We start from the raw sequence: 16531 nt of genomic DNA, 5'->3' as shown, positions 1-16531 counted from the left end.
AGGAGAATTCATTCTTGGTAATAAAAAGAAAAACAGCTAGGAGATGCTAGCTGTTTCTTTTCCTACTATTAGAATACTCGATCTTTAAATTGAGCTAATTTTTCTAATGAAGATAGTTCTATATCTTTATGCAAGGAATTTCCGTGTGCATCCATCGTTACCACTGCTCTAAAGCCTTCTACACGCAAATGCCACATAGCTTCTGGTATGCCAAATTGCATAAGATCAACGCCTTCTACTGATTTAATACAATCTGCATAATACTGGGCAGCTCCACCAATAGCATTAAGATACACGCCTCCATGTTCTTCTAATGCTTCTAATGTTCTTGCTCCCATACCGCCTTTTCCCATTACTGCACGAATTCCGAATTTCTTCATAATATCCCCTTGGTATGGTTCTTCTCGTATACTAGTTGTGGGGCCAGCAGCCTTTACTTCCCAGTTGCCTTCCTTATCCTTTAACATAACTGGTCCACAATGATAAATAATTTGCCCATTTAAATCGATAGGAGCATCATTTGTACTTAAATGTTTATGGATAGCATCTCTGCCTGTATACATCATGCCATTAATCTCCACAACATCTCCTACTTTTAACTGACGAATCTTTTCTTCACTTATTGGTGCTTGAAGGCTAATTACTTCTTTTGCGTCTGTATCATCTTCTGTCTGATTCTCACGATGAAAGTCTATTTTATCCCCTTCTTGGTAATCCCATTCCATAATCTCGCCACTATCTGGATTTACTTTGATTGCTAATCGGCGAAATGCCCAGCAATTATAGGCTACTGATACAAAAAAGCTTGCAGGTATACGATTCATTACACCAATTTTGCAGCCTAAAAGTGTTGTTTCACCACCGAATCCCATTGTTCCAATTCCAAGCTTATTTGCATTTTCCAACACGTATTCTTCTAAAGCCGCTAATTCTGGAATATCATTGGTATCCTCCACAGAGCGGAATAACTGTTCCTTCGCCAAATCATATCCTGCCGAACGGTCTCCTCCTATTCCTACACCAATAAAACCAGCACTACATCCTTGCCCTTGTGCTTGATAGACAGAATGCATAATACATTTACGAATGCCATCAATATCACGACCGGCTCTTCCTAATCCTTCTAACTCACAAGGTAAGCTATATTGAATGTTTTTATTCTCACATCCTCCTCCTTTTAAAATTAAACGAATATCGATATAATCTTTTTCCCATTGTTCAAATTTAATAACAGGAGTACCACTTCCTAAATTGTCTCCACTATTCTCACCTGTTAAGGAATCTACCGAATTAGGTCGAAGCTTTCCATTCTTTGTAGCTAGAACCATGCAGTCATAAATGGCAGCTTTTATCTCCAACTGATTAACCCCAATTGGAGTTTTGATTTTAAAGGTCGGTAGCCCTGTATCCTGACAAATAGGTGAGACTTGTGTATCTGCCATATTGATATTTTGAGTAATAGTTGCTAAGCTCATAGCAGAACGAGTTCCAGCATTTTCGGACTGAGTTGCTTTAGCAATGGCACGACGAACATCCTTAGGGAGGTTCGTCGAAGTCTCCACAATTAATTCATAAATACTCTTCTTTAAGTTTTCTACATACACATTACTTCCCCCTCATTTGAAAACCCACTGTTCTACCTTAGCAGGCATCTTCTTAAAACATTTCTCCCTATAAAAATTATACTCCTCTATCCTTTTCTAGAGAAGTGATTTGCAATCGTTTACATAAATTAATCCCATTCTTGCATTCCTAGCACTAATACGCTATGTTTTAAAAAAAGGAGGTTGTTATATGGCTCCATCTACTAAAATCTTAAGAACGTGCGCGAAGGGACATGAATATTACAAGTCAAGTGATTGTCCAACCTGTCCAGTTTGTGAAAAAGAAAAGAAACCATCAAGTGGCTTTTTATCTTTATTATCGGCTCCAGCAAGAAGAGCACTAGAGCACGAGGGTATCCATACCATCGAGGTGTTAGCTGGATATAGTGAGAAAGAGATTCTTAAGTTACATGGTATTGGCCCAGCCTCCCTACCGACACTGAGAATCGCTTTAGCTGAAGAAGACTTAACATTTAATGATAAATAAAAACGCTTCGGCAATTATGCCGAGCGTTTTTTACTTAATCCAAATCTCTATGCTTAAATTCATTTACCTTCGACTCTATGTCATCAATCATTTCAATTAGACGATCGATATCTTCTAATTCCGCTTCTTCCGGATCCATTGCATCTAAGACATCTAGAAACATATTTAATCTAGTTTTTAAAAAAGTTACTTGTTCGTTTTTTTCTGTAATAGAACTACCCAAAGTACTCTCTCCTTTCAAACTTACTACCTTATCGTATCTAATTTTATAGTGTTCGGCAACTATCATTTCTATTTTTAGCTTTACACAAATCCTTGTTTTTTACACAAAAAGAAGAGTACCTTTTTTGAATAAACTAAGATACTCTTCCTAATGCGATAAATTCTACAGTGTGCGTTGCTCCATTTTCATTACTTCTCTATTATCAACCGTCATTGGTAATTGAGGTTCTTCTTCTAAATCTGTTGTATGGATTAACTGTTCTTTTGTATCTTTAAATGTATGCGTAATCTTTCGATAATGCCTTTTGGTTTGATAATATAGCTGTTTAAAGTCATCCACCATCTCTTTTATGTCATTGGAACGGTCTACTACAGTCGATTGAATATGCTTGTACAATTCTTGACTATCATCTACCATGCCTTTCATGGAATCAGAAGTACTTTCAAGCGTATCTTTCATTTCTTTCTTCACTTGATCAGGGTTACTTCGATAATTCTCTATAAATTGAGTACTAAAGTTTTTCATATAATTTAGGCGGTTCATCGTGCTTTTTCTAGTTGTAGGATCAAGGAGGGAACAAGTTAAACCGATAGCACTTCCTATTAACACACCTGAGAGTAGTTTGCTACTTGGATTACTGTTTGCCATTATTTTCATCTCCCTTTCTCTTCGCTATTATCCTTCCTTTTCCCATTAGTCACTATATTGAAACAAAAAATGGTTTGACATAATAGCTATTTCCTTAAATAATGACAAGAGATGTTTTAAAATACGGTATGCAAACATAGATATACGTATCTATTCTTTTACAAAAGGAGTTTATCATGATTACTGAAAGAAAAATAGTTAATCCAAATCTAGATCCTTGGGAAGCCTATATGGATATGGAACAGCATGGGAAGCTCACTTTATCCAATATTGAATTCACAACAACCACCTTATGTAATATGCGCTGCGAGCACTGCGCAGTTGGCTATACACTACAACCAAAAGATCCAAATGCCTTACCGATTGATTTACTACTAAAAAGATTGGATGAAATTCCTCATTTACGTTCTTTAAGTATTACGGGTGGCGAGCCAATGATGAGCAAAAAATCTGTTGAGAATTACGTGGTCCCTCTCTTTAAATATGCACATAGTCGCGGGGTTAAAACACAAATGAATTCTAATTTAACATTAGGATTAGACCGTTATGAGCCTGTTATCCCTTATCTAGATGTCCTGCATATCTCACATAACTGGGGTACAGAGGAAGAGTTTGTAGAACGAGGGTTTTCCATGATGGCAAGAAAGCCTACCTATGAGCAAAGAAGCAAGCTTTTCCACAATATTATCACAAATAGTAGAGCACTTGTAGATGCTGGTGTTGTGGTATCTGCTGAGACAATGTTAAATAAGCGCACACTACCTTATTTAGAGCATATACATCGCCAAATTGTTGACGAGATGAAATGCCAAAGACACGAAATTCATCCTATGTATCCTTCTGATTTTGCTTCAGCATTAGAAACATTATCATTAGAAGAAATTAGAAATAGCATCAATCATCTACTAGATATTCGAGATGAAAAAGTATGGATGTTATTTGGTACACTTCCTTTTTATCCATGTAATAGTAGAGAGGAGGATTTAAACTTACTGAAAAGACTATATACAAGTAAAAATGTGACGGTTCGTAACGATCCAGACGGACGCTCTCGATTAAATGTAAATATATTCTCTGGTGATGTTATTGTGACAGATTTTGGTGACACCCCTGCATTGGGTAATATTCAGCATGATAATCTAGTCGATATTTTTGATAAATGGATGGCAACTGATTTAGCAGATTCATTAAATTGTCACTGTCCTAGCGTAAAATGCCTCGGACCAAATGTATTGGTGAAAAATAGTTATTATCAAGGTGTTGATTTTTCTAGCCGTAAAGCATTGATTAGTCGCTAAACTGTGTATGCACCCTTCTGATTTGAGAATGAGGGGTGTATTTTTTTATGTTTTTTTAATGGAGTATTGTTTTATGCTGATGATCTGCTTTTTTTGTAGCGGGAATCTCACTCTTTGTTGCGCTGTGACATTTTTTGTTGCGGAAGCCTTGCTTTTTATTGCGTTCAGTCATTTTTTTGTTGCGGAAGGTCGGATTTATGTTGCGCTCACTCTATTTTGTACTGGTGATCTGGATTTTGCTTTCAACATACCCTACTTTGTTGCGGGAATTTCACTCTTTGTTGCGCTGTGACAATTTTTGTTGCGGAAGGTCGGGTTTTTGTTGCGCTCACTCTATTTTGTACTGGTGATCTGGATTTTGCTTTCAACAGAGCCTACTTTGTTGCGGCAATCTCACCCTTTGTTGCGCTGTGACAATTTTTGTTGCGGAAGGTCGGGTTTTTGTTGCGCTCACTCTATTTTGTACTGGTGATTTGGATTTTGCTTTCAACAGAGCCTACTTTGTTGCGGTAATCTCACTCTTTGTTGCGCTGTGACAATTTTTGTTGCGGAAGCCTTGCTTTTTGTTGCGCTCAGTCATTTTTTGTTGCAGAAGATCGGGTTTTTGTTGCGCTCACTCTATTTTGTACTGGTGAGCTGGATTTTGCTTTCAACAGAGCCTACTTTGTTGCGGTAATCTCACTCTTTGTTGCGCTGTGACAATTTTTGTTGCGGTAGCCTTGCTTTTTGTTGCGCTCAGTCATTTTTTGTTGCGGAAGTCGGGTTTTTGTTGCGCTCACTCTATTTTGTACTGGTGATCTGGATTTTGCTTTCAACATATCCTACTTTGTTGCGGCAATCTCACTCTTTGTTGCGCTGTGACAATTTTTGTTGCGGAAGCCTTGCTTTTTGTTGCGCTCAGTCATTTTTTGTTGCGCTGTGACAACTTTTGTTGCGATAGCCTTGCTTTTTGTTGCGCTTAGTCATTTTTTGTTGCGGAAGGTCGGGTTTTTGTTGCTTAAACCAAACTTATCACAACTATATTCTATTCTCTTAATCAAAACCCATTCTCTCGTCCAAATTCCAATACCTCAAAAAAAGAAAGAAGCTAGCTCCTTAGCTAGCCTCTCCTCTCTATCACTTCGGTTGCTCACTTGCTACAAATCCAAAGGATACATGATCTTGAACAGGTATCCAAGCACCAATCCCTTGTGAAGTCACATTTTTCACGACAATGGACCTCTTATTTCCTTTGAGCATAACATATACTTCTCCATAAGTTATCTTTCCTTTTTCATTTACAGCTGGAGCATATCCGAATAAATAGCCTAGTCTTTTGGGAGGGATATTATATACTTGATCTTTTTTTGTCCCTGTTCCGATAACTGTTTCAAAGGCTAATGGCAGGCCAGAATTTTGCATGGCTTTAACAAGCATCATTTTTTTCACATCATCTGCATTCGATACTTTTGCTGTTAATCCACCTCTTATTGTCTTTTGTGCCTCTTGAACATAATGAATTTGGTAAGCTGCATTACCGCCTCTGTTATCATAAAAGTTTGTATTAATTTTTTGATATTCCCAATTTGGTGCAGTTTCGGATGATTCATAATTAAGTGGCCATTGACCTAAATAGACAATCGCTTTATATCCAAGTGCGAATGGGCTACTATTGACTGTAGATTCATTTAACATTCGAATTAACTCGGGATTTTCAATTTTCACTTTGGATGAATTAATTAATTCTTGTGTTAATTCACTTGGTTGTAGCCTTGGCACATCTTGTGCAGGATTTGGATACGTATTTTCTTTCGTTATATTCATAACAGAACTAGGTATGGTTACAAGTTTAGATTTTGGTGCTTTTTCTTCTGTTTGCTTATCTGGTGCTTTCTCTGCATATGTGATCATTGGAAGCATTAACAATATAGATAAAAGCATTAATGAAATTTTTTTATACAAAGTAAAGAACTCCCTTCAATAATCCTTAAGACTAAGGTTATTTTCCTCGGAGTTCGACTAGATTATCCATTATTTTAAACTTTTTTTCCAAAAGCTACTTAATAATGAGCTTGCCTGAGAGCTTGGAACAAACAGGATGGAAAAATTGAATAGCTGGGCCAATCCCAATAGCAATAATGAGTGTTCCAAGACCAATTGGACCATTTACTAATAAGGCAAAAACTAAGGCCAATACTTCTCCAATTAGTTTTGCTACCACAAGATTTAATCCGAAGCGTACTTGAATAGATACCATGAAGTCATCAATTGGATTTAACGGAAAACTTGCCTGTAAATATAACGCAATCCCAAGCCCCACAATCAGTAAACCAATGATTAAAAGTGTTAATTGACTGCTAAACACAAAGAAATGAAAGCTATTCACTAGTCGAATCATCCAGAAGTCTACAAAAAAACCTAAAATAAAGACAGTGAACAGAGCAAGTAAATCAGGTTTCTTTTTTAATAAAATGGCATTAACACCGATTAGGATAATCCCTATGATGACAATCCAACTACCGATTGTTAGTCCAATTAAATGGGAGAGCCCTACATTCAATGCATCCCATGGCCCTGCTCCCAAATTAGCCTTAATGGTCAAAGATGCCCCAAAGGCTAGAATAAAGAGACCTCCTATATATAATAGCCCTCTATAAAACATGGTCATGTCATGGTCCTCCCTTCTAAATTACTTTCGAATTGTATATGTTCTATGCATATGCTTCACATTCCAAAAACTTGTCCAGAAAAGTGAAAAATAAATAATCAGAATATTTACATTTATCAGTAAATATAGTATACTAAAGCTATCAAAGAAAAGGAGGGCAGTCACTAAAGTGCCGCTTATATTAGATAAAAAGGAGGTTAAATAGTTACCTTTGAATACTCATCAATCCAAGCAATACTTAACTGTATTAAATAAAAAGAAGGTTGGTGATCTGATGGAAGCGACATGATAGATTGGCCTAATTCGCACATAATGAACATATTTTATACATCACTCTATAACAGAAGGGTCTTGATTCATACAAAAAAGCCTAGCTACTGTAAAGAAAGTAGCTAGGCTTTGTTTTGCTTATTTAAATTAGTTTATCCCATTTCACTCTAGAAAGTTCAATTAGATATCTTCCTTCGTTTTCCAAATGCAGCTTGAATTATTTATAATAAATAAAATCCAATTCCCATAATAGCATATGCTGCAAGCAGGGTAGCTCCCTCAAACCAGTTTGTCTCTCCATCATTGGACAAGCTGATCATTAACAGAACAGCGGCTGCCATAGAGACAAGTTCTGGTAGGGTAAATACAAGTGACATTCCAGTTGGAAAGAATAAAGAAATCAGGACTAATAATGGTGCAACAAACATGGCAATTTGTAAAGTAGATCCTATTGCAATTTCAACTGCTATATCCATTTTATTTTTGTATGCCATAACAACAGCTGATGCATGTTCCGCTGCATTACCTACTATTGCCACAATAATAATCCCGATAAATAACTCTGACCAGCCAAATGATTCTGCTACTACTTCAAATGTATGTACTAAATTCTCAGAAACATAGGCAACTGCAATTGTTGCTAAAGCAAGAATGGTAATACTTTTTTTAACGGTCCATTCGGGCACTTCATCATGATGACCACTTTCTCCATTATGTTCCACCTGATAAACGCCTCGATGTGTTACAAGCTTAAAGAATAGTGCAGCTAGATAGAGTAATATAAGAATAATAGCGACGCCAATACTTAATGAAAGAGTTTGATCTCCATCCATGTTTACTGAGAATACCTCAGGAATCACAAAAGCGACAATCACCGCAAACATTAATAATCCAGAATTATGACGAGCATCAAAGACATTAAACTTTTGTCTTTTATACTTTAATCCTCCTATAAAAAAGGATAATCCGGCTACAAGTAATAAGTTTCCAAGAACAGATCCTGTTAGCGATGCTAATACAACTTCTGTTAATCCTTCTCTTAACGCAAAAATAGCGATAATTAATTCTACCGCATTACCAAAAGTAGCATTTAATAAGCCCCCAATTCTTGGACCTGCCACAATAGCTAAGCTTTCTGTTGCTCTTCCCATAAAGCTTGATAAAGCAATGATTGTTAAACAATAGATGATAAACATGACAATACTAGACCAATGCAGCAAAGAACCAATTACTGACAGAGGAACACCAATAAATGCGGCAATCATAAAAATTTTATTTACCATGATGACTCTTCCTTTCTATTCATATCTAACTATTAATCCCCTCTCTTGCTGGAGAATAAACTTATTATACGTCTTCCATAACCAAATAAAACCAATTTATTAAAAAATATAAATCAACTTTACGAAACGGGATTAAAGGATGCCAATAGAGTAAATGCTAAGTTGTACCTTTATAAAGAAAGGAAGAATAAACAATGACTAATTCATTAAAACAAAAAATTGACCATCTTTTTCAAAACCATACAATCGGAACATTAGCAACTATTGAAGAGGGTAAACCATATAGTCGCTTTATGCTATTTTATCCAGAAGATCTACTTCTTTACACAGCAACAAGTAAAAAAACTCATAAAGTAGAATCACTGAAACAGAATCCTTATGTACATGTATTACTTGGTTTAGCTGGCGCTGGGCATGATGGTGCTTATTGTGAGTTAGAAGCAACCGTTAGTACCGAAGATTCTTTAGATAAAAAAGAAGCAGTTTGGAATGAAAAATTAAATAAGTGGTTAGATGGACCAGATGATCCTAATTATCTTTTACTAAAGTTGACACCTACTAAAATACGCTACTTTGCTGACTCTGCTTCTCCCGCTGAAGAGTATACTATATAACTTAACGTTAGCTAATATGTTGGTACACTAAACCAATGTATTAGCTTTTTTTATTTTTTCGCATTATTGTATTGCATAAGTTTTCAGTATTGATTAACATTTAGAGAGACTAAATACTATGTAACTGTGCTATCTAAAGGGAGAAAATATTATGAACAGTAAAAAATTTGCAGCTCTTATCACTATTGTTAGTATTTCGGGTTTTAGTCAGGGGTTATTATTACCGTTGATCTCCGTCATTTTTGAAAACGATGGACTTTCCTCTAGCTTGAATGGCCTAAATGCAGTTGGTCTTTATATGGGAATCATTCTTATTTCTCCATTCATGGAATATCCTCTTCGAAAATATGGATATAAACCTATTATTGTTTTCGGGGGACTAATGGTTATTGTATCTTTAGCACTTTTCCCATTATGGAAGACATTTTGGTTTTGGTTTATTCTGCGTCTTTTTATCGGTATTGGCGATCATGCTCTACACTTCTCTACACAAACTTGGATAACAACCGCTTCATCTGAAGCAAATAGAGGGAGAAATATTTCTCTTTATGGTGTTTTCTTCGGAATTGGATTTGCAGTTGGTCCATTATTAACACCTTTAATAGAAATAAATGAATCACTTCCATTCATACTATCTTCTATCCTCTGCTTCATTGCTTGGATATTTGTTTTATGGATTAAAAATGAGATTCCTGAACAAGAAGTAGAATCCAATTCTTTTAAAGAAACAATGAGCCGATTCTCTAAAGCAATGAAATATGCTTGGATTGCTTTTCTACCACCATTAGCATATGGATTCCTTGAATCAAGCTTAAATTCAAGCTTTCCTATATATGGTTTACGTATTGAGTTAGAGGTCATTCAAATTTCTTTGCTACTAACTTCCTTCTCGATAGGTGCCATTGTATTTCAGCTTCCTTTAGGAATGCTTAGTGATAAGTTTGGTAGACGAAAAACACTCATTACCATACTTTTAGTTGGCACCGTTTGTTTTACTATGGCAAGTGTACTCGAAGTATATATCACTGGTTTAGCTATTTGTCTGTTTGTGGCAGGAATGGCGGTAGGCTCTACCTTCTCTCTAGGAATCAGTTATATGACGGACCTTGTACCAACTAACCTCCTGCCTACTGGTAATCTTTTATGTGGCATTGCCTTTAGTGTAGGAAGCTTAATTGGACCATATTTAGGAGGTACCTTTATTCAATACTTCCAACAATTTAGCTATTTCTTAATCATTGCTTTTATCTTATTGATTGTATGTTCCCTTATTTTCCTTTTCGGAAAGAAAGAACAGAACAAAAACGCAGGTTTTGTAGAAGCAAAATAATATTCAACCACATACAATATGTGGTAGGATAAACATAATACAAATAAATACACCAAGAATTCTTTATTCTTTCTTGAATGCTGTCACCGACTAGGTGGCAGCTTTCGTGTTTTTTAAGGGTAATGACGTTGATTATCTCTATCATTTAAATAAAAGGAGGAAATATAATTGTCTACAGAAACAGAAATACGACCTTACTTAGAACCAAATACTGAAGAAAAGATATCTGTCTTTAAAAGAATGCTACCATTTATAGAATTAATTGCAGCAGGAGTTAGTGGAGTATTTATTCTTATAGGTTGGTTACTTAGCCACTATCATATAGAAACTCTATCAGTTATCTTCTATTTACTTGCTTTTGTAATCGGTGGCTATGCAAAAGCAAAAGAAGGCATAGAAGAAACAATTGCCAATAAAGAATTAAATGTAGAAATGTTGATGGTTTTTGCAGCAATTGGATCGGCAATAATTGGTTATTGGGCAGAGGGAGCAATTTTAATATTTATTTTCGCGGTAAGTGGTGCATTAGAAACATACACCATGAATAAAAGTAATAAAGAAATTTCTTCTCTGATGAGCTTACAGCCAGAAGAAGCACTAAGAATTCTTCCAAATGGAGAAGAAGAAATTGTATCAGTATCCGAATTAGCAATTGCTGACTCTATCTTTATTAAGCCAGGAGAGAGAATTCCTGCTGATGGAATCATCATAAAAGGAACTACGTCTATAGATGAAGCAGCCATTACAGGGGAATCTATTCCTTTAACGAAAGGCACCCAAGAAGAAGTATTCGCGGGTACCGTAAACCTAAGTGGTTCTATTACCGTTAAAATTACAAAGAATACGAATGAAACCTTATTTCAAAAGATCATTTCCTTGGTTCAAACAGCACAAAGTGAGAAATCTCCTTCTCAAGCATTTATAGAAAAATTTGAAGGTACTTATGTAAAAGTGGTTCTGTCTATTGTTGCACTACTAATGGTTTTGCCACATTTTCTTTTTGACTGGTCTTGGAATGAAACCTTTTATCGTGCCATGATTTTTCTAGTGGTGGCTTCACCTTGTGCATTAGTCGCAAGTATCATGCCTGCGACCTTATCAGCCATTTCCAATGGAGCAAGAAATGGCATATTATTTAAAGGTGGCGTTCATATAGAGAATTTAGCACATGTGAAAGCAATTGCCTTTGACAAAACAGGAACATTAACTAAGGGTAAGCCTATTGTTACTGATGTACTTGTTCACGAGGACTATAAAGAGGAAGATATACTCCCTTTCATCGCAAGCATGGAATCGCACTCCAATCATCCGTTAGCGAATGCTATTGTGCAATATGCAGAGCGTATCTATCCAAACAGCTTGATTAAACTAGATAACATCCAAGATCATTCTGGACTTGGTATTACAGCCGATATCGACGATCAGGAATGGAAAATAGGGAAAGCAGATTTTGTAGGAGAAAACAAAGCCTCAGATTTCCAAAATGGAGTGTATAAGTCTTTAGCAGGAGACGGAAAGACTACTGTCTTTATAAAAAGAAATACAGAAATAATAGCATTAATTGGCTTAATGGATGTTGTTCGGAGTGAGAGCAAGCAAGCTATTGCTTCCTTAAAAGAAGAAGGCATTTATACGGTTATGATTACAGGTGATAATGAAAAAACTGCTCAAGCTATTGCAAGAGCTAATGAAATAGATCATTATATAGCAGAATGTTTACCCGAAACAAAAGTACAATCCATTAAAGAACTAAAAGAAACATATAGAATGGTTGCAATGGTTGGTGACGGTATAAATGATGCTCCTGCACTTGCTACAGCAACGGTAGGTATTGCTATGGGAGAAGGTACAGATGTTGCTTTAGAAACAGCCGATATCGTTTTAATGAAAAATGACTTACCTCGCATCACAGAAGCGATTAAGCTGGCTAAACGAATGAATCGTATTGTAAAGCAGAACATCATCTTCTCACTTACCGTCATCATGCTTCTAATCATATCAAACTTTCTTCAGGTTGTTGATTTGCCATTTGGAGTAATTGGCCATGAGGGAAGTACCATTTTAGTTATTTTAAATAGTTTACGATTGCTTAAAAATTAAATAAAAATTAGAGTGGTTTAATAGCTATGAGGCTATAGACCACTTTTTACTTATTCCCACAAACTTAAAAGGCGTTCATCTTAAAATGAACGCCCCTAAACTAATATATAACCAACTATTTAATGATATCCATTCTGCCCATTAGCAGAACCAGATGTTTTATGCTTTGGTTTACTTTTTCCTTTTTGCTTCGTATTGCTGCCATCTTTTTTCGTATGTTTAGTCATCGTATATTCCTCCTGATTATATATTGCTTGCTTCCCCAATTATAGTTTGCACGATATAAAATCTTTTATAGAGGTAAATAACGGTTTCTCATCCGAGTATTGACTAATTAACATGATTTATCTTTACGCTCCGATAAAAAGGCATTTATTTCTCCACCAATTATAATAATAACGCCAGTCAGATAAAACCAAATCATTAAAACAATAATCGTCCCTATACTCCCATATGTAGCAGAGTAGTTTCCAAAATTCCCTACATAATAAGAAAAACCAAGAGATGCTACTACCCAACCTACAGCTGCAAAAACGGCTCCAGGAACTGCTTTTATGCATTTTATTTTCTTATTTGGTGCGAACCAATATAAAGCTAGAAAAACAATAAAAAGAATAGCTGCAGATACTAAAAACCTTAATGTATTCCAAATCGTTAGAAACTCATCTGTTAGATTAAATTGAGAAAATAAAAACATGCCAATTTGCTCACCGAAAACTGGTAATAGTAAGGCAATAACTACAACAGCAATCATGCCAAGAGTCAACACAATAGACATTCCTCTAGCCACAATAAAGGATCTCGTTTCCTTGACGTCATATGCTTTATTAAAAGCTTTTACAATTGCATTTAACCCATTAGATGCTGACCAAATAGTGGCGATAATACCAAAAGATAACAAACTAGGATTTCTACTTAAAATTTGGTCCACATTTGTTTCCATTACATCCATAATTTCGCCTGGAGCAAATCCCTCAATCAGGCCTAATAAATCGTCCTTTGTAATTGGTAAATATGGTAAAAGAGTCATAACAAAAATCATTAATGGAAAAATAGATAGCAAGAAATAATAAGCTAACTGTGCAGATAAATCAAAAACGTCATCTTTTATAATTCTGTTAATTAATCCTTTTACTGAATGAATGAACTCTCCCATAAAACACACCATCCTAAAAGTACTTGGAAAATAGCTTTTATGTACTTATTGCCCTTTGAATGAAATTTAGAAACATCTCTCATTAAATTAATAGCAGAGATAAGAAAGACACACTATGTCATTAAAGTGTGTCTTCTTTGAGTAATCTAGTTATGGTAAGTATTGTATGCTAGAAGTCAACTTTCTTTCCTGTTGATTTCTTCCTTCCGTAGAAAACGTATCTTTTGTCTCACGTATAATACCTGCTACTACAGGTGTGATTTCCTTTAACTCTTCTAATTTTTCTACCACAAAGGTAGCATCATCAGAAAGCTTAACCGCTGTACTTTTTATCTTTTCAGATGTTCTATTTATACTATTAGTCATCGCTTTTAAATCTGTTGCAGTTTCTTTCCAATTTCGAATATTCTGTACAGATTGTGTTCTCGTTTGCTTATCAAACAGACTAAAAGCCACACCCACCATACTCCCTATAAATAACCCTTTTGTTAAACTCATTCTCATCTAAATTCCACCTTCTTATCATTGCTATTCTAATGAAGGATGGAAAGGTAGAAAAATTATAATAGATATTTGCTTTTAATTTCCTGAAGTAATCCTTCACACCCATCCTTCACTAGTTCATATACTTCTTCAAAATTCCCTGTATAATAAGGGTCTGGCACTTCTTTTCCAGAGTAATGCTCTGTATAATCCATTAATAGTCGCACTTTTGTTCCATCTAATGCTTCACTTAGTTTTTTTATATTGCTAATATTGCTGTTATCCATTGCGATAAGATAATCAAACTGTTCTAAATCCTTATCTAACAATTGTCTAGCAAAAATACCTGTATCACTGATTTTATTTAGTTTCAAGATATCCCTTGTCCCTTGATGTGGAGGATTACCAGTATGCCATCCACCTGTTCCTGCAGAATCACAGCTTATAGTAGCTGATAACCTGTCTCTTTCTACCAGATTTCTAAATACTGCTTCAGCCATAGGAGATCGACAAATATTTCCTAAACAAATAAATAAAACTTTTACTTCCATTTTATTTTCCCTCCATTTTTTCTTTTACATACAAAGTTTATTCTGTTCTCTCTCTTATTTTTTCGTGCAATCAATAATATATTGACATTTTATCCTTGTCATGAAAAGATGAAAAAAAGAAATTCCCTTTATTAAGGAAAGGAGACACACCATGAATTTAGATAATAAGACTACTGAAAACGTCAATTATATGATAGAAAAAATAAAAGAGAAACTTAAAGTATTAAATATTGGGGCGATTAAATCATCTCACTTTAATGAAGAACTCTATGATGACATAAGAGATATATATGAGCTTGTCATGAAGAGAGAATCTTTTAGTCCTAATGAGATGCAAGCAATTGCTGAGGAATTAGGTAGTCTTCGCAAGCAATAAAAGCAAGAAGTGTCTCCAAACCTAATGCTAGAGACACTTCTTGTTTTTTTATGCATCTTGGTCTGTCAGAATAATAGGACCATCACTTGTAATCGCAATAGTATGCTCATACTGCGCGGAGAGTTTCCCATCTCTCGTTCGTGCTGTCCAACCATTATTGTCCATCTTCATCTGATAATCTCCTATATTCACCATTGGCTCAATGGTAAATACCATACCCTCTTTAATGCGCGGTCCTTTCCCTGGAAGTCCAAAATGAGGTACTTCAGGTTTTTCATGAATCACTTTTCCTATTCCATGACCAATGAAATCTCTTACTACAGAAAATCCTTCACCCTCTACATATTGTTGGATAGCATAACCAATATCTCCAATACGGTTACCTATTTGTGCTTGTTTGATTCCCTTATAAAGTGCTTTTTTTGTCACTTCCATTAATTTTTTGGCTTCAGCGGAAATATCTCCAACTGCATATGTCCATGCAGAATCCGCTAATCCTCCATGATAATTTACAACCATATCAATAGTGACAATATCTCCGTTTTTAAGTGGCTCTTTTCTAGGAAAACCATGGCAAATTTCATCATTTAAGCTAGCACAAGTGGCGTATTGATAATCACGATACCCCTTTTGCTCAGGTGTTGCTCCTTTTTCCTTCAAATATGCTTCTACTGCCTGATCAATTTCTAATGTACTCACACCAGGCTTAATCATGCTCGCAATTAGTTTATGGCAGCCAACTAGAATTTCACCAGCTTTCTGCATTTGTTCTATTTCTCTTTTAGATTTTAAAATAATCATTGTTATACCCCTTTCAAACGATGTTGCATTATGTACTTATTTCTTAGATTAACATAAAATAAAGCCTATACATAGTTATCCATATGAAGCAAGGATAACTTTATGTATAGACTCCTTATAAACTTTCTATTACTTATTTAAAAGCTTTAATGATTCTCTAATAAACGCTGGAATATCATCAGGTGTGCGACTAGTTACAAGCTGCTCCTTACATACTACAACTTCCTCATCCTTATAGTTTGCTCCTGCATATTCCATATCTACTTTAATGGATTTATAACCAGTTGCAGCTCTTCCTTCTAATGTTTTAGCTGTAATGAGGAGCTGTGGACCGTGACAAATAGCAAAGACTGGTTTGTCCGCATCCATAAATGACTTAGTAAAAGCAACAACACGGTCATCACTACGAAGTTGATCAGGAGAGAACCCTCCAGGTATAAATAGTGCATCAAATTCTTCAGGATTTACATCCGCAATACCTTTATCAATGGTAACAGTTGCCTCTTCTTGCTTTCCTTTTACTGTTTTTCCAGCCTCTAATTCAATTGTTACTACTTCATGTCCAGCTTCTTTATAGGCTTTAGCTGGCTCCGTGTACTCTACATCTTCAAACATATTTGTAATTAAAGTTGCGATTTTTTTACTCAAAGCTAGCATCTC

Annotated in this window: 17 protein-coding genes; 6 read left to right on the top strand and 11 right to left on the bottom strand. The window is 35.5% G+C overall.

Annotated elements, in window-relative coordinates:
- Positions 1–68: 68 nt before the first annotated feature.
- Positions 69–1604: a fumarate hydratase gene (locus F9279_RS02625; RefSeq protein ID WP_152111120.1), complete on the bottom strand. Its 1536-nt coding sequence runs from the start codon at positions 1602–1604 to the stop codon at positions 69–71.
- A gap of 190 nt (positions 1605–1794) precedes the next feature.
- Here F9279_RS02625 and F9279_RS02620 point away from each other — a divergent pair, with 190 nt between their 5' ends.
- Positions 1795–2091, top strand: coding sequence for an RNA polymerase alpha subunit C-terminal domain-containing protein (locus tag F9279_RS02620; protein WP_152111118.1), 297 nt, complete (start codon positions 1795–1797; stop codon positions 2089–2091).
- Between the two features lie 34 nt (positions 2092–2125).
- On the opposite strand, the gene F9279_RS02615 is transcribed toward F9279_RS02620, so the two are convergent.
- Positions 2126–2314, bottom strand: a complete 189-nt coding sequence (locus tag F9279_RS02615; RefSeq protein WP_152111116.1) for an SE1561 family protein — start codon at positions 2312–2314, stop codon at positions 2126–2128.
- 162 nt (positions 2315–2476) lie between these two features.
- The gene (locus tag F9279_RS02610; RefSeq protein WP_152111115.1) at positions 2477–2962 is read right to left on the bottom strand and encodes a YtxH domain-containing protein; all 486 of its coding nucleotides are present in this window, start codon (positions 2960–2962) and stop codon (positions 2477–2479) included.
- A 176-nt stretch (positions 2963–3138) separates the two neighbouring features.
- On the opposite strand from F9279_RS02610, the gene yfkAB reads away from it, so the two are divergent.
- On the top strand, positions 3139–4260 hold the full coding sequence (gene yfkAB / locus F9279_RS02605; protein WP_152111113.1) for a radical SAM/CxCxxxxC motif protein YfkAB: 1122 nt from the start codon (positions 3139–3141) through the stop codon (positions 4258–4260).
- Between the two features lie 1116 nt (positions 4261–5376).
- Here yfkAB and F9279_RS02600 read toward each other — a convergent pair.
- From F9279_RS02600 to cax, 3 genes are all read right to left on the bottom strand, one after another.
- A complete protein-coding gene (locus tag F9279_RS02600; RefSeq protein WP_152111111.1) occupies positions 5377–6201 on the bottom strand; it encodes a YfkD famly protein in 825 nt (274 codons plus the stop codon).
- A 94-nt stretch (positions 6202–6295) separates the two neighbouring features.
- Complete coding sequence (locus F9279_RS02595; RefSeq protein ID WP_152111109.1) at positions 6296–6907, bottom strand: YczE/YyaS/YitT family protein; 612 nt, start codon at positions 6905–6907, stop codon at positions 6296–6298.
- A 491-nt stretch (positions 6908–7398) separates the two neighbouring features.
- Positions 7399–8460, bottom strand: a complete 1062-nt coding sequence (gene cax, locus F9279_RS02590; protein ID WP_152111107.1) for a calcium/proton exchanger — start codon at positions 8458–8460, stop codon at positions 7399–7401.
- Between the two features lie 194 nt (positions 8461–8654).
- Here cax and F9279_RS02585 point away from each other — a divergent pair, with 194 nt between their 5' ends.
- The 3 genes from F9279_RS02585 to F9279_RS02575 all read left to right on the top strand — a co-directional run bounded on the left by F9279_RS02585 (position 8655) and on the right by F9279_RS02575 (position 12504).
- Entirely contained in the window at positions 8655–9074 is a 420-nt protein-coding gene (locus F9279_RS02585; RefSeq protein WP_152111105.1) for a pyridoxamine 5'-phosphate oxidase family protein, read from the top strand.
- Positions 9075–9225: 151 nt separating this feature from the next.
- The gene (locus F9279_RS02580) at positions 9226–10404 is read left to right on the top strand and encodes an MFS transporter (protein WP_152111103.1); all 1179 of its coding nucleotides are present in this window, start codon (positions 9226–9228) and stop codon (positions 10402–10404) included.
- A gap of 240 nt (positions 10405–10644) precedes the next feature.
- On the top strand, positions 10645–12504 hold the full coding sequence (locus F9279_RS02575) for a heavy metal translocating P-type ATPase (RefSeq protein ID WP_152111386.1): 1860 nt from the start codon (positions 10645–10647) through the stop codon (positions 12502–12504).
- 334 nt (positions 12505–12838) lie between these two features.
- Here the strand turns inward: F9279_RS02575 and F9279_RS02570 are convergent, their stop codons facing one another.
- The 3 genes from F9279_RS02570 to F9279_RS02560 form a co-directional block, all read right to left on the bottom strand.
- Positions 12839–13660 (bottom strand): YihY/virulence factor BrkB family protein, encoded by an 822-nt coding sequence (locus F9279_RS02570; protein ID WP_152111100.1) that lies wholly within the window; start codon positions 13658–13660, stop codon positions 12839–12841.
- 150 nt (positions 13661–13810) lie between these two features.
- Positions 13811–14164: a hypothetical protein gene (locus tag F9279_RS02565; protein ID WP_152111098.1), complete on the bottom strand. Its 354-nt coding sequence runs from the start codon at positions 14162–14164 to the stop codon at positions 13811–13813.
- A 56-nt stretch (positions 14165–14220) separates the two neighbouring features.
- Complete coding sequence (locus F9279_RS02560) at positions 14221–14694, bottom strand: low molecular weight protein-tyrosine-phosphatase (RefSeq protein ID WP_152111096.1); 474 nt, start codon at positions 14692–14694, stop codon at positions 14221–14223.
- Positions 14695–14845: 151 nt separating this feature from the next.
- Between F9279_RS02560 and F9279_RS02555 the strand changes: the two genes are divergently transcribed.
- On the top strand, positions 14846–15070 hold the full coding sequence (locus tag F9279_RS02555; RefSeq protein ID WP_152111094.1) for a DUF1128 domain-containing protein: 225 nt from the start codon (positions 14846–14848) through the stop codon (positions 15068–15070).
- Positions 15071–15118: 48 nt separating this feature from the next.
- Here the strand turns inward: F9279_RS02555 and map are convergent, their stop codons facing one another.
- Entirely contained in the window at positions 15119–15871 is a 753-nt protein-coding gene (gene map / locus F9279_RS02550) for a type I methionyl aminopeptidase (protein WP_152111092.1), read from the bottom strand.
- 129 nt (positions 15872–16000) lie between these two features.
- On the bottom strand, positions 16001–16519 hold the full coding sequence (locus F9279_RS02545) for a type 1 glutamine amidotransferase domain-containing protein (RefSeq protein ID WP_152111090.1): 519 nt from the start codon (positions 16517–16519) through the stop codon (positions 16001–16003).
- Positions 16520–16531 lie beyond the last annotated feature (12 nt).

The organism is Bacillus sp. B1-b2 (assembly GCF_009183415.1).
In the GTDB taxonomy this organism is placed as follows: Bacteria; Bacillota; Bacilli; order Bacillales; family Cytobacillaceae; genus Niallia.
Note: the sequence above shows the minus strand (reverse complement) of the source record. Positions and strands in the feature narration are given on the sequence as shown.

What these genes read in the sequence shown, in the direction of transcription:
- cax (WP_152111107.1), bottom strand. Translation starts at nt 8,460, where the DNA reads ATGGTAAATAAAATTTTTATGATTGCCGCATTTATTGGTGTTCCTCTG.
- F9279_RS02620 (WP_152111118.1), top strand. Translation starts at nt 1,795, where the DNA reads ATGGCTCCATCTACTAAAATCTTAAGAACGTGCGCGAAGGGACATGAA.
- F9279_RS02610 (WP_152111115.1), bottom strand. Translation starts at nt 2,962, where the DNA reads ATGGCAAACAGTAATCCAAGTAGCAAACTACTCTCAGGTGTGTTAATA.
- map (WP_152111092.1), bottom strand. Translation starts at nt 15,871, where the DNA reads ATGATTATTTTAAAATCTAAAAGAGAAATAGAACAAATGCAGAAAGCT.
- F9279_RS02580 (WP_152111103.1), top strand. Translation starts at nt 9,226, where the DNA reads ATGAACAGTAAAAAATTTGCAGCTCTTATCACTATTGTTAGTATTTCG.
- F9279_RS02560 (WP_152111096.1), bottom strand. Translation starts at nt 14,694, where the DNA reads ATGGAAGTAAAAGTTTTATTTATTTGTTTAGGAAATATTTGTCGATCT.
- F9279_RS02555 (WP_152111094.1), top strand. Translation starts at nt 14,846, where the DNA reads ATGAATTTAGATAATAAGACTACTGAAAACGTCAATTATATGATAGAA.
- F9279_RS02565 (WP_152111098.1), bottom strand. Translation starts at nt 14,164, where the DNA reads ATGAGAATGAGTTTAACAAAAGGGTTATTTATAGGGAGTATGGTGGGT.
- F9279_RS02575 (WP_152111386.1), top strand. Translation starts at nt 10,645, where the DNA reads ATGCTACCATTTATAGAATTAATTGCAGCAGGAGTTAGTGGAGTATTT.
- F9279_RS02570 (WP_152111100.1), bottom strand. Translation starts at nt 13,660, where the DNA reads ATGGGAGAGTTCATTCATTCAGTAAAAGGATTAATTAACAGAATTATA.
- yfkAB (WP_152111113.1), top strand. Translation starts at nt 3,139, where the DNA reads ATGATTACTGAAAGAAAAATAGTTAATCCAAATCTAGATCCTTGGGAA.
- F9279_RS02595 (WP_152111109.1), bottom strand. Translation starts at nt 6,907, where the DNA reads ATGACCATGTTTTATAGAGGGCTATTATATATAGGAGGTCTCTTTATT.
- F9279_RS02585 (WP_152111105.1), top strand. Translation starts at nt 8,655, where the DNA reads ATGACTAATTCATTAAAACAAAAAATTGACCATCTTTTTCAAAACCAT.